At 69.2% G+C, this 12493-nt stretch carries 14 protein-coding genes; 6 read left to right on the top strand and 8 right to left on the bottom strand.

Going from position 1 to position 12493, the window contains the following annotated elements:
* Positions 1-18: 18 nt before the first annotated feature.
* Positions 19-1311: an RNA 5'-3' helicase PhoH2 gene (gene phoH2 / locus BLT23_RS26330; RefSeq protein ID WP_342713702.1), complete on the bottom strand. Its 1293-nt coding sequence runs from the start codon at positions 1309-1311 to the stop codon at positions 19-21.
* 402 nt (positions 1312-1713) lie between these two features.
* Entirely contained in the window at positions 1714-2964 is a 1251-nt protein-coding gene (locus BLT23_RS26325; protein WP_090053419.1) for a DUF885 domain-containing protein, read from the bottom strand.
* Between the two features lie 213 nt (positions 2965-3177).
* On the opposite strand from BLT23_RS26325, the gene BLT23_RS26320 reads away from it, so the two are divergent.
* Together BLT23_RS26320 and BLT23_RS26315 are read left to right on the top strand one after the other, a co-directional pair.
* Complete coding sequence (locus BLT23_RS26320; protein WP_090053416.1) at positions 3178-3480, top strand: hypothetical protein; 303 nt, start codon at positions 3178-3180, stop codon at positions 3478-3480.
* A 90-nt stretch (positions 3481-3570) separates the two neighbouring features.
* The gene (locus BLT23_RS26315) at positions 3571-3846 is read left to right on the top strand and encodes a hypothetical protein (protein WP_245744181.1); all 276 of its coding nucleotides are present in this window, start codon (positions 3571-3573) and stop codon (positions 3844-3846) included.
* 54 nt (positions 3847-3900) lie between these two features.
* On the opposite strand, the gene BLT23_RS26310 is transcribed toward BLT23_RS26315, so the two are convergent.
* A complete protein-coding gene (locus tag BLT23_RS26310; RefSeq protein ID WP_090053414.1) occupies positions 3901-4683 on the bottom strand; it encodes an isoprenyl transferase in 783 nt (260 codons plus the stop codon).
* Between the two features lie 77 nt (positions 4684-4760).
* Here BLT23_RS26310 and trhA point away from each other — a divergent pair, with 77 nt between their 5' ends.
* Both trhA and BLT23_RS26300 read left to right on the top strand, forming a co-directional pair.
* Positions 4761-5432 carry a PAQR family membrane homeostasis protein TrhA gene (gene trhA / locus BLT23_RS26305; protein WP_090053412.1) on the top strand — a complete coding sequence of 224 codons (672 nt, stop codon included), beginning with the start codon at positions 4761-4763 and terminating at the stop codon, positions 5430-5432.
* An 11-nt stretch (positions 5433-5443) separates the two neighbouring features.
* On the top strand, positions 5444-5845 hold the full coding sequence (locus tag BLT23_RS26300) for an NUDIX hydrolase (RefSeq protein WP_245744180.1): 402 nt from the start codon (positions 5444-5446) through the stop codon (positions 5843-5845).
* Between the two features lie 36 nt (positions 5846-5881).
* Here the strand turns inward: BLT23_RS26300 and BLT23_RS26295 are convergent, their stop codons facing one another.
* Positions 5882-7276 (bottom strand): class II fumarate hydratase, encoded by a 1395-nt coding sequence (locus tag BLT23_RS26295; protein ID WP_090053410.1) that lies wholly within the window; start codon positions 7274-7276, stop codon positions 5882-5884.
* 61 nt (positions 7277-7337) lie between these two features.
* On the opposite strand from BLT23_RS26295, the gene BLT23_RS26290 reads away from it, so the two are divergent.
* On the top strand, positions 7338-8306 hold the full coding sequence (locus BLT23_RS26290; RefSeq protein WP_090053408.1) for an NAD(P)/FAD-dependent oxidoreductase: 969 nt from the start codon (positions 7338-7340) through the stop codon (positions 8304-8306).
* A gap of 4 nt (positions 8307-8310) precedes the next feature.
* Here BLT23_RS26290 and BLT23_RS26285 read toward each other — a convergent pair whose 3' ends face one another.
* Positions 8311-8772, bottom strand: coding sequence for an Lrp/AsnC family transcriptional regulator (locus tag BLT23_RS26285; protein ID WP_090053406.1), 462 nt, complete (start codon positions 8770-8772; stop codon positions 8311-8313).
* 109 nt (positions 8773-8881) lie between these two features.
* Between BLT23_RS26285 and BLT23_RS26280 the strand changes: the two genes are divergently transcribed.
* Positions 8882-9823, top strand: coding sequence for a Glu/Leu/Phe/Val dehydrogenase dimerization domain-containing protein (locus tag BLT23_RS26280; RefSeq protein ID WP_090053404.1), 942 nt, complete (start codon positions 8882-8884; stop codon positions 9821-9823).
* A 15-nt stretch (positions 9824-9838) separates the two neighbouring features.
* On the opposite strand, the gene BLT23_RS26275 is transcribed toward BLT23_RS26280, so the two are convergent.
* The 3 genes from BLT23_RS26275 to glpX all read right to left on the bottom strand — a co-directional run bounded on the left by BLT23_RS26275 (position 9839) and on the right by glpX (position 12439).
* Positions 9839-10363 carry a L,D-transpeptidase gene (locus BLT23_RS26275; protein ID WP_245744179.1) on the bottom strand — a complete coding sequence of 175 codons (525 nt, stop codon included), beginning with the start codon at positions 10361-10363 and terminating at the stop codon, positions 9839-9841.
* Positions 10364-10498: 135 nt separating this feature from the next.
* Positions 10499-11266 carry a S1 family peptidase gene (locus BLT23_RS26270; RefSeq protein ID WP_090053400.1) on the bottom strand — a complete coding sequence of 256 codons (768 nt, stop codon included), beginning with the start codon at positions 11264-11266 and terminating at the stop codon, positions 10499-10501.
* Positions 11267-11398: 132 nt separating this feature from the next.
* Positions 11399-12439, bottom strand: coding sequence for a class II fructose-bisphosphatase (gene glpX / locus BLT23_RS26265; protein WP_090053398.1), 1041 nt, complete (start codon positions 12437-12439; stop codon positions 11399-11401).
* Between the last annotated feature and the right edge of the window lie 54 nt (positions 12440-12493).

The following is a 12493-nucleotide window of genomic DNA, read 5'->3' as shown; positions in this document are numbered from 1 at the left end:
GTCTCGTTCACAGAGGACCTACGAGGCGTAGTCCTCCAGCATCTCCGTGACGAGAGCCGCGATCGGCGACCGCTCCGAGCGCGTCAGGGTGATGTGGGCGAAGAGCGGGTGGCCCTTCAGCTTCTCGATCACCGCCGCCACGCCGTCGTGCCGGCCGACCCGCAGGTTGTCGCGCTGCGCCACGTCGTGCGTCAGCACCACCCGCGAGTTGCTGCCCAGGCGGGACAGCACGGTCAGCAACACGTTGCGCTCCAACGACTGCGCCTCGTCGACGATCACGAAGGAGTCGTGCAGCGAGCGGCCGCGGATGTGGGTGAGCGGCAGGACCTCGAGCATCCCGCGGTCCAGCACCTCCTCCAGCACCGCCTGGCTCACCAGCGCGCCGAGGGTGTCGAACACCGCCTGCGCCCACGGCCCCATCTTCTCGTTCTCACTGCCCGGCAGGTACCCGAGCTCCTGGCCGCCGACCGCGTAGAGCGGCCGGAACACCACGACCTTCCGGTGCTGCCTGCGTTCCATCACCGCTTCGAGACCGGCGCACAGCGCCAGTGCCGACTTGCCGGTGCCCGCACGTCCGCCCAGCGAGACGATGCCGACATCGGCGTCGAGCAGCAGGTCCAGCGCGATCCGCTGCTCAGCGGACCTCCCGTGCAGTCCGAACGCCTCCCGATCCCCGCGCACCAGCCTGATCTGCTTGTCCGCGGTCACCCTGCCCAGAGCGCTCGACGTGCCCGCCAGCAACCGGAGTCCGGTGTGGCAGGGCAGCTCCGCGATGTGCTCCAGGCCCTCGTACTGGGCCGGGTCGACGACGTTCTCCTTGAACAGGCCGTCCACGAGGGACTGCGGAACGTCCAGATCGGACATCCCGGTCCAGCCGGACAAGGTGACGTCGTGCGCCCGGTACTCCTCCGCCGGCAGGCCGACCGAACCGGCCTTGACCCGCAGCGGCATGTCCTTGGTCACCAGGGTGACGTTGCGCCCCTCAGCAGCGAGGTTGAGGGAGCACGCGAGGATTCGGGCGTCGTTGGAGTCCGTTCGGAAACCTGATGGCAACACCTCCGGGTCGGAGTGGTTGAGCTCGACGTGCAAGGTGCCTCCCAGATCCCCGATGGGGATCGGCGAGTCGAGGCGACCATGCCGCAAGCGCAGGTCGTCGAGCAGGCGCAGGGCCTCCCTCGCGAACCAGCCCAGTTCGGGGTGGTGGCGCTTGCCCTCCAGCTCGCTGATCACCACGAGCGGGAGCACGACCTCGTGCTCGGCGAACCTGGTGGCGGCGAGGGGGTCGGACAGCAGTACCGACGTGTCCAGCACATATGTCGTGATGGCCGGTGCGGCGGACTTGCGCCGGGAGGAAGAAGAACTGCGCGATGAGCCTGAGGAACGGCTCGCGGGACGTCGTGCGTTCACGGCAACTCCCTCACGAACGCGGCACCCGCGTCCGCTCCTCGCTGGGCCAGGCACAACCCTGATCGGTCGTCTCACCTTCCGCCGTGCGGCGTCAGGCAGGTCGACCACGAGGGCCGGGTGCCGGCCCCCTCGCGACGTCGTCTGCCACGATCAGAGCCTCCCTGCGCGGTCCGCAGTGGTCGCGTCCCGCCGGTTTCGAAGTTACCTGTGGAAGTGCCCCAACGGCACGAAGCCACACAGGTGAATCCGAACTCGTCATCTCCCCGAAAGAAGAACGAAACGTGACCGCAGCCGTGTATTCGCTGGTCAGATGCTGTTCTCGTGGGCGTTGGCCGAGAGCCAGGAAAGTCCGTCCCTGACCTGTTTCTCAAGCGATGCGGGCACCAGCGGCTCGTCGAGAAGTCTCAGGTACCGGGAGTCGAGCGTTTCTCCCGGCGCGCGGACGTCCAGCCAGGCCCTGACGAGACGGACCCCTTCGACGTAGGTCGTGGTGTACGCGCGCCACAGCGGGTCGGCCAGGAAGCGCACCATCTGCCGGGCGCGGCGCTCGGGCACCAGCAGCCACCTGCGCAGGTGCGCGACCACGTCGTCCTGGTCGGCACCCCGGTCGTGGAGCAGCAACGCCGCGTCCTGACGCACGGTGAGCAGACCCGCCGTGGCCGACTCGACCTTTTCGGACAGTTCGCCGTCCATTCGCAACCCGAGGTCGCGGAAGATCCGCTCCGTCCACACTCCCCAGCCCTGCCCGACCGCCGCGTGCAGCCCGAGGTCGGCCATGCCCTCCGCCACCAGGCACTGCGGCGTGTTGATCAGGAAGATCGACTGCTCGGCGTACCCGCGCCTGGCGATCAGGCCCGCGTCCTTGCGGCAGTGCTCGGTGTGGTGGCCGGGGTAGGACTCGTGCGCGACCAGGTGCGGCAGGTTCGACATGCGGTGGCCCAGGTCGGCGTTGACCGCGACCTGGCTGCGGAAGTGGCCGAGGTAGTAGTTGAAGCCGCTCCACGGCTTGTTCGTGACGACCCGGTACTCGACGATCTCCTGCTCGGGCAGCGCGAACTTCTGCCGCACCCGGTCCCGCAACGCGCTGGAGACGGCCTGGACGGCTCCCAGGAGCCGCTGCGGGGGCACCTCGTCGGCCGCCCGGAAGGCCGTCAGCCGGTCCGCGAGCGTGCCGGGACCCTCCAGCGCCGCGTCCAGCCTGCGGTGGGCCTGCGCGTACGCGTCCTCGTCGCCGGGGCGGACGCGGACCTGGAAGTACCGCTGGACCTCGTCGACGAACCCGATCCGCTCGCCGTCGAGCTTGCGCGCCGTGCACTCCATCGCCCGCAGATGGGCGTCGAGAAACTGTTTGCGCTGGTCAGCGAGATCGCTGCCGGGAAGCTCGCGGCGCAGCTGCCGCGCGTGGTCGCGCAGGGCCCTCGGGTGCAGCCGCGGCTCGTTGTCCACGGCCCGGCGCAGCGCGGGGTCGCCGGTGAACGAGTCGACGAACCCGGGCACCAGGCGCCCGAGCCGCAGCCCGAGCACCAGGTATCCGCGAACCAGCTCGTCAACCTCCACAAGCCGAAGAGCGTAGAGCTTCTACCACAGCGGTTCGAGGCCGACCGATCGGGAAATGGCTCGCCACCTGATCGGGGATTGTTCTGATCATGCCGTCACACAATGGGGGTAATGGAGCGGCTGATCGAGTTCGGTGCGGATAGCGTTTCCGCCTGGAGACCCCACCGCTCCGGAGATCCCCGAAGACTCCGGAAATGACGGGGATGACCCGACATGAAGGAGAATGACGTGAAGAAGACGCTCGCGGTGGTCGCCGCCGCCGCTGCTCTGTCGCTCGCGTTCGCCCCGGCCGCCATGGCAGGAGAAGAGGGCGACCACCACTACTACGGCTTCCACCAGACCAACGGCTCGCTGCTGAGCGTGCTGAACGGCAACAACGTCAACGCCACCGTCGGCGCCTGCGGCAACAACGTCGGCGTCCTGGGCGCCGCCGTGCCGATCAACTCCCCGAGCTTCACCGGCACCTGTGCGGCCGGCGGAATCGTGGACGGCGACGACGTCAACGTCGACGGCTGATTTCACTTTCGGATGATCCCCGTTTCAGGGACGCCATTTCGTGGCGTCCCTGAAACGTTCTGTTAGTAGCACCGTTCACGAGGAGAAGAAGTGTTGAAGAAGGTGTGCGTCGCCGCGGTGGCGACGGCCGGCCTGATGATGTTCGGTGCCACCGGCATGGCGTCCGCGGCGCCCGGCGGTTTCGAACAGGTGAATGGTTCGCTGCTGAGCGTGCTGAACGGCAACAACGTCAACGCCACCGTCGGCGTCTGCGGCAACAACGTCGGCGTCCTGGGTGCGGCCGTGCCGGTCAACTCGCCGAGCCTCACCGACACCTGCGCCGCGGGTGGCGTCGTGGACGGTGACGACGTCAACGTCGAAGGCTGACGTTTCTCACACGGCAGGGGCGCTCACCTCGCGGTGGGCGCCCCTCCGGCGTGTTCAGCCGCCGTAACGGCGGTGGCGCTTGGAGTACTCGCGCATGGCCCGCAGGAAGTCCGTGCGCCGGAAACCGGGCCAGTACGCCTCGCAGAACCAGAACTCCGAGTGCGCGGACTGCCAGAGCATGAACCCGGAAAGCCGCTGCTCACCGGACGTGCGGATGATCAGGTCGGGGTCGGGCTGCCCGGACGTGTAGAGGTGCTCCGCGATGTGGTCGACGTCGAGCACCTCCGCCAGCTCCTCGATGGTGCCGCCCCGCTCGGCGTGCGCCTGGAGGAGCTTCCGCACGGCGTCCGCGATCTCCTGCCGCCCCCCGTACGCGACGGCGACGTTGACCTGGATGCCCGTCCGGTTCTTCGTCTTGTTGGCCGCGTTGGTGAGCCGCTCGGCGTGCTCGGCGGGCAACATGTCGATGGCGCCGACGTGCCGCACCCGCCACGGGTTGCCGTCCGCGGCCAGCTCGTCGGTGATGTCGGCGATGATGTCGAGCAGCGGCGCGAGCTCGGAGCTGTCGCGGTTCAGGTTGTCGGTGCTGAGCATCCAGAGCGTGACGACCTCGACCTCGGCGTCACCGCACCACTCGAGCAGCTCGAGGATCTTGCGAGCCCCGGCCCGGTGCCCGTCCGCCACGTCGGTGAACCCGGCCTCCCTGGCCCACCTGCGGTTGCCGTCGAGGACCACGCCCACGTGCTTGGGCACCTGCGTCGTCTCGCTCAGCTCGCGCCGGAGAATCCACTCGTAGAGGTGGATGACGACGTCTTTCACACGCGTGCGGAGTGCCACGCCGGAAGAGCGTACGCCGTGCGGATTTCATCACTGATCCGTGGCCGGAAACCTACGGTGGCGTAACCTAGGGTCCTGTGACCAATGCGACCGTTCCCCCACAACCAGGACTGCGGCCGCGCCTTCGTGGGTGGCTGCACCTCTGGTCCTTCATCGCCTCGGTGGCGACGGGTGCCACGCTGATCGCCCTCGCCGCGTCCACAGTGTCCGCCCGAGCAGCGCTCGCCACGACCGTCTACGGCCTGACCGTCCTCGGCCTCTTCGGCGTCTCGGCGGTCTACCACCGCGTCACGTGGAAATCCACCCGCGTCCGCACGTGGATGAAACGCCTCGACCACTCGATGATCTTCGTGTTCATCGCGGGCACCTACACCCCGTTCGCGCTCCTGGCGATGAACCCCGACACAGGCCGCGTCGTGCTCCTGGTCGTGTGGATCGGCGCCCTGCTCGGCGTGACCATGAAACTGGCCTGGCCCCACGCCCCGCGCTGGGTCGGCGTACCGATCTACATCGCCCTCGGCTGGGTCGCCGTCTTCGTGCTGCCCGAACTGCTGGAGCACGCCGGCGTGGCCGCCCTGGTGCTGCTGCTGGTGGGCGGGGTGCTGTACACGGTCGGGGCCGTCTTCTACGCGACCAGGTGGCCGAACCCGTGGCCCGGCGTGTTCGGGTTCCACGAGTTCTTCCACGCGGCGACCGTGGTGGCGGCGATCTGCCACTACATCGCCATCTGGCTGGCGATGTACTCCTGACCGTGCATTCGGTGAGCGTGGCCGGGGTCGTCGTGAACGACGCGGACGACGTTCTCGTCGTCCGCAGACGCGACAACGGCCACTGGGAACCGCCGGGCGGCGTGCTCGAACCCGGCGAGACCTTCGAGGAAGGCACGCGCCGGGAGGTCTTGGAGGAGACCGGCGCGGAGGTCCGCGTCGACCGGCTCACCGGGGTCTACCAGAACCTGACCCGCGGTGTCGTCGCGCTCGTCTTTCGTTGCACGCTGCTGAGCGAGCCGTGCCGGGAGACCGACGAAGCCGCGGAAGTCCGCTGGATGACCTTGGGTGAAGTGCGCGAGGCGATGGCGCCGGTCTTCGCGGTGCGCGTCGCGGACGCGTTCGAGATGGCTGTGCAGACCCGCGCCCATGACGGCGTGAACCTGCTCGCGTGAGGCCGGTGCCGGGCGAACCCGGCACCGGGAAGACGCTCACCGCCCGCCGCGAGCCATGTGCAGCACGTCCAAAGCAGAGTCCAGCTGCTCCTCGCTCAACTTCGAAGGCACGTGCCCGCGCTCCAGAACGACCTCGCGGATCGTCTTCCGCTCCTTCAAAGACTGCTTCGCGATCGAAGCCGCCTCCTCATATCCGAGGTACCGGTTCAGCGGCGTCACGATCGACGGCGACGACTCGGCGTACTCGCGCATCCGGTCCACGGCGGGGGTGGTGCCTGCCAGCACCTTGTCGGCGAGGAGGCGGGCCACGGCTGCGAGGAGGCGGGAGGACTCCAGGACGTTGCGGGCGATGACCGGGAGCATCACGTTCAGCTGGAAGTTGCCCTGGGAGCCTGCGAAGGCCACGGCCGCGTCGTTGCCGATCACCTGGGCCACCACCATCATCGTGGCTTCCGAGATGACCGGGTTGACCTTGCCCGGCATGATCGAGCTGCCCGGCTGGAGGTCTGGAAGGGCCAGTTCGCCGAGGCCGGTCCGGGGGCCGGAGCCCAGCCAGCGGAGGTCGTTGGCGATCTTGAACAGGGCCACGGCCGAGGCGCGGAGCTGGCCGGAGATCTCGACCACCCCGTCCTGGGTGGCCTGGGCCTCGAAGTGGTCGCGGGCCTCGGTGAGCGGGAGGTTGGTGGCGGTGGCCAGTTCGGCGGCCACCAAGCGGCCGAAGTCCTGCGGGGCGTTCAGGCCGGAGCCCACCGCCGTGCCGCCGATCGGGAGCTCGGCCAGGCGGGGGATGGACGCTTGGAGGCGCTCCACGGAGTAGCGGACCTGGGACGCCCAGGCGCCTGCTTCCTGGCCCAGCGTCACGGGGACCGCGTCCATCAGGTGCGTCCGGCCGGACTTCACCAGGTCCGACCACTCGGCCGCGCGGGTTTCCAGGACGGTCAGCAGGTGCTCGAACGCCGGGATCACGTCGGTCACGACGGCCTCGGTGGCGGCGACGCGCAGGGTTGTCGGGAAGGTGTCGTTGGACGACTGCGAGGCGTTGACGTGGTCGTTCGGGTGCACGTCGCGGCCCAGGGTGCGGGTGGCGAGGGTGGCGATGACCTCGTTGGAGTTCATGTTCGACGACGTTCCGGAGCCCGTCTGGAACACGTCGACCGGGAAGTGGTCGTCCCAGCGGCCGGCCGCCACCTCGTCGGCGGCGGTGGCGATGGCCGCCGCCACGTCGTCCTCCAGGACGCCCAGCTGGGCGTTCACTCTGGCGGCCGCGCCCTTGAGCAGGCCGAGCGCCCTGATCTGGGCACGTTCGAGACCTCGACCGGAAATCGGGAAGTTCTCGACCGCGCGTTGGGTCTGCGCGCGCCACAATGCGTCGACCGGAACGCGGACTTCACCCATCGTGTCGTGCTCGACGCGGTACTCCTGTTCAGACATACCACGAGTCTCTATCGTCGATCACAGCACTGCCACCCACCACTGGCAGAAGGGCCCTCACATGCAGCGTGACGTCGACCTCCTCATCGTGGGCGCGGGGCCCACGGGGTTGTTCGCCGCTTACTACGCGGGCTTCCGGGAGATGGACGTCGCGGTCGTCGACGCCCTGCCCGAACCCGGCGGCCAGATCACCGCGATGTATCCGGAGAAGATGATTTTCGACGTGGCCGGCTTTCCCGCGATCCGCGGCCGCGACCTCGTCAGCGGGCTGGTGGAGCAGGCCGCCCAGTTCAAGCCCACCTACCTGCTGGGGCGGCAGGCGCGCACCTGCGAGTCCACTGAGGACGGTCTGCGGATCGGGCTCGCGGACGGGTCGGTGATCAACACCAAGGCCGTGCTGATCACGGCCGGCATGGGCGAGTTCAACCCGCGTCCGCTGCCCGCGGGCGAAGGGTGGCTGGGGCGCGGCATGGTGCACTTCGTGCCCGTGCTGGCCGAGCACGAGGGGCAGCACGTCGTGATCGTCGGTGGCGGCGACTCGGCGTTCGACTGGGCGCTCGCGCTGCACCCGATCGCCGCGGGCGTCACGATCGTCCACCGCAGGGCCAACTTCCGTGCTCACGCGGCGACGGTGCGGCAGGTGCGCGAGCTGGGGGTCGAGATCATCACCGACGCCGAGGTGCTCGCGTTGCGCGGGCAGCCGCTGTCCGAAGTGGACGTCAAGGTCAAGGGCGGGGACGTGAAGACGTTGCCGGCGCAGACGGTCGTCGCGGCGCTCGGGTTCACGGCCGACCTCGGGCCGATCGAGTCGTGGGGGCTGGAGCTCGACCACCGCGCGGTCGTCGTCGACACCACGATGAAGACCGCGATCGACAGGATCTACGCGGCGGGCGACGTCGCGCAGTACCCCGGCAAGGTCAAGCTCATCGCCACCGGCTTCGGCGAGGCGGCCACGGCGGTCAACAACATCGCCGTGCTGCTCAACCCGTCGGCGCACCTCTTCCCCGGCCACTCCAGCGACGCGGGCTGAGGCATCACGCGTCCGGCAGCGGCTCGGGGTCGTGCTTCGCCAGGTGCTGGAAGATGATCGACGTCCGGAAGCCGACGATCTCCTTGCGCTGGCTCAGCCGGTCGACCAGGAAGGCGTGCAGGTGCTCGTTGTCCTGCGCGCCCACGTGGATCACGAAGTCGTCGTTGCCCGCCATCACGAACACCGCCTGCACCTCGGGCAACCCGGCCGCGAACGCCTTGAAGTTGTCGATCACGGCGCGGCTCAGCGGGCGTACCTGCACGGACACCAGCGCCTGCACGCCCCGGTTCAGCGCGGACGCCGCGATGTCGGCGTGGTAGCCGCGGATCACGCCCCGCTCGCGCAGCAGCCGGGTGCGCTCCAGGCAGGTCGACGGTGCCACGCCGACCTTGCGCGCGATGTCCCGGTTCGACTGCCGGGCATCGCGCTGCAGTTCCCGCACGATCGCCGAATCAAGTTCGTCCACGAGCACTCCTGACGTCCGCTGCCGAATTAAGTTCGGCCAAGCCACCTATTGCCTGGTGATCACCCTAACTTCCGGGCTTGCGCATGACGGAAGTTCGGGAGGAACGCAGATGTGGGAACACGAACGTCTCGTGGTCCGCACGGGGAAGCGGTCGGGCATGACCACGATGGTCGCTGTGCACTCGACGGCGGCGGGACCGGCGGTCGGCGGGTGCCGGATGAAGGCGTACGGGCAGATCACCGACGCCGTCGCGGACGTGCTGAGGTTGTCGAAGGCCATGACGCTCAAGTGCGCCGCGGCGGGGGTTCCGCACGGGGGCGCCAAGAGCGTCATCGTCGTGGACCGGCCGCTCACGCCGGAGCTGCGCAGGGACGTGCTGCTCGACCACGCCGAGCTCGTGGACGAGTTCGGCGGCACCTACCGCGCGGCACCGGACGTCGGGACCGGTCCTGAGGACATGGTGGTGCTGAACGAGATCACGCCGTTCGTCTACTGCTTGCCGGAGGAACGCGGTGGCACCGGGTCGTCCAGCGGGCCCACGGCCAGGGGTGTGCTGGCGGCGCTCAGGGCGGCCTCGAACCACGTCTTCGGCACCGAGGACCTGGCGGGCAAGAAGGTCGTCGTCAGCGGGTTCGGTGCGGTCGGCCGGCTCGTCGCGGAAGGACTGACGGCCGCGGACGTCACGGTGTCCGATGTGGACGAGAACAGGCGGACGGACCGGTACGGCTGGGTCCACCCGGACGAGGCGTACCGGGTCGAGGCCGACGTGCTCGTCCCCGCGGCGGTGGGCGGGGTGCTGAGCCCCGAGACCGCGGCGGGGCTGAAGGTGAAGCTCGTCGTGGGACCCGCGAACAACCAGCTGACCGACGACGGTGTCGCCGATCTGCTGGCGGAACGCGGGATCGTGTGGGTGCCCGACCACATCGCCAGCGCGGGCGGCGTGATCTACACCCTCGCCAGGGAGGACGACGGCGTCGACCACGAGACCGCGTTGAAACGGGTCGACGCCATCGAGACGACCGTGCGCGAGCTGCTCGGCACTGGTCGCTGACAGCCCGCCGGGTGCTCAGGCGACGACCTGCACGGTGTCGCCGATCGCCAGGTTCTGGAAGTAGTGCTGCGCCGACGGTCGGTCAAGGTGGATGCAGCCGTGCGACGGCTCGGTCAGCGAGCCCTCGTGGAACGCGATGCCGCTGTGGGTGAAGTACGTCGACCACGGCATGGGGCCGTTGTACGGGCGGCTCCACTCGTCCTTCACCTTGCGCAGCACCGGGAAGTCACCGAGCGGCGTCTCGAAGCCCTTGCGGCCGTGGGTGATCGGCACGGGACCGTACGTGATCTGGTCGCCGCGCACGATCCACGTCTGGTTCGTGGAGAGCTGGATGCACGCGCCGTCGCTGATGCTGCACGGCGTGGGCTTCACGACGGGCGGCGGAGGCGGGGGCGGCGGGGGAGGGGTGGACGAGGACGTCGGCGGAGCGGACGACGAGGTGGACGAAGGTGGTGCGGCAGAAGGAGTTTCCGCGAGCACCGTCCCCTGCGCACATCCCGCCACCGACATCAGCGCGACCGCCGCGAGCAGCATCCGCATCACGAACCCCCTTGCTGGACCCCATCCCTTGCCGATGTAGACGGCCGGTGGATCGCCGGGGTTGCAAAGCGAGGGCCCGCCTCCCATAACGTTTGGGAGACGGGCCCTCGGTGCAGGGTTTACGACTTCAGCCGGTCAGACCGTGCCGGCGTACTGGCTGATCCACGAACGGAAGTACGGGACGTCCACGTAGATCGACGGTGCGGTGGCGCAGGTCGAGCCACCACCGGAACGGCTGGTCGCCCCGACGAGCTCCCAGCGGCCGTTCACGGACTTCACCTGCGGGCCACCGGAGTCGCCGTAGCAGGCGCCCTTGTTGCCACCGGTGTTGTTGGTGCAGATCTCCGACGCCGCGCTGATGCCGGAGCAGCGGTTGTCCGCCACGATCGACGTGTCGAGCTGCTGCAGGGTGACCGGGGCGCCGCAGCCGCCGCGGACGGGGCAGGTCTGGCCCCAGCCGATGATGCGGGTGGCGGTGCCGACGGCGCCGGACGTCGACGCCACCGGAGCGGGCGCCTGGCTGACCGACGTGCTGAGCTGCACGAGCGCCAGGTCGGCTGACGGGTGCGTGACGACCCGGGACGCACCCGTGGTCGTGCCGCCGCTGGTGCGGTTGGTCGTGCCGATCCGGGTGCGGATCGACGAGGCCGACGTGCCCTGGACGCAGTGCTTCGCGGTGACGACCCAGTTGGCCTTGATCAGGGTGCCGCCGCAGAAGTGGCTGCCGGAGGTGCTCTGCAGGGAGACCATCCAGGAGTAGACCTGCGTGGCGTTGCCGCCACCCACGATCATCGGCGCGACCTCGCCGTCGGTGGTGGGGGGAGCCGCAACCGACGCGGTGGCCGAGGCGAGCAGGGCGCCCGCGGCCACGGCGATGGCGGAGAACAACGAACGTGCCCTCATTGTCGAGTTCCTTTCCTGAACCCGGCGCAGGGTTGCCGGGGTCAGGACGGAAACTAGGGACGCGCGTCACGCCGTCACTAGGGTCACTCGTCTGGTCACCGCGCGTTCACAGTTCACAGCGAAATGAGACGATCACGGCAGCGGCTGCTGCACGTCCTCCGGCAGGTCGAAGTCGACGGAGGCGTACTCGCGCAGCTTGTGGAGGCTGTGGAAGCCGTCGATCATGCGCACGGTGCCGGACTTGGACCGCATGACGATCGACTGCGTCGTGCAGCCGCCCGCCCGGTAGTGCACGCCGCGCAGCAGGTCGCCGTCGGTCACGCCGGTCGCGCAGAAGAAGACGTTGTCACCGCTCACGAGGTCGTTCGTGGTGAGCACGCGCGACAGGTCGTGGCCCGCGCCGATCGCCTTCTCGCGCTCCTCGTCGTCCTTGGGCCACAACCGGCTCTGGATGGCGCCGCCGACGCACTTGAGCGCCGCCGCCGCGATGATGCCCTCCGGCGTGCCGCCGATGCCGACGAGCATGTCCACACCGGACGTGGGCCGTGCCGCGGCGATCGCGCCCGCCACGTCGCCGTCGGAGATGAAGTGGATGCGGGCGCCCGCCTGCCGCACCTCCTGGACGATCTTCTCGTGCCGCGGGCGGTCGAGGATGCACACGTTCACGTCGGAGACGTCGCTGTGCTTGGCCTTCGCGACGCGGCGGATGTTCTCCGCGATCGGCGCGGTGATGTCGATGACGTCCGCGGCCTCCGGGCCCACCGCGAGCTTCTCCATGTAGAACACGGCCGACGGGTCGAACATCGCCCCGCGCTCGGCCACGGCCAGCACGGCCAGCGCGTTCGGCATCCCCTTGGACATCAGCGTGGTGCCGTCGACCGGGTCGACCGCGACGTCGCACTCGGGGCCCTCGCCGTTGCCGACCTCCTCGCCGTTGAACAGCATGGGCGCCTCGTCCTTCTCGCCCTCGCCGATCACGACGACACCGCGCATCGAGACGGTGTGGATCAGCTTGCGCATCGCGTCGACCGCGGCGCCGTCACCGCCGTTCTTGTCGCCGCGTCCCACCCACCGGCCCGCGGCCATCGCGGCCGCCTCGGTGACGCGCACGAGCTCCAACGCCAGGTTCCGGTCCGGGGCTTCGCGACGTCGTTCCGCGGGGGTGTTCACCATTGCGCGCCTCCATGCGACTACTCAGCGTGCCGGATTTTGATCGGCAGCTGAATC

It is taken from the genome of Lentzea fradiae, from assembly GCF_900100955.1.
Lineage (GTDB): Bacteria > Actinomycetota > Actinomycetes > Mycobacteriales > Pseudonocardiaceae > Lentzea > Lentzea fradiae.
Note: the sequence above shows the minus strand (reverse complement) of the source record. Positions and strands in the feature narration are given on the sequence as shown.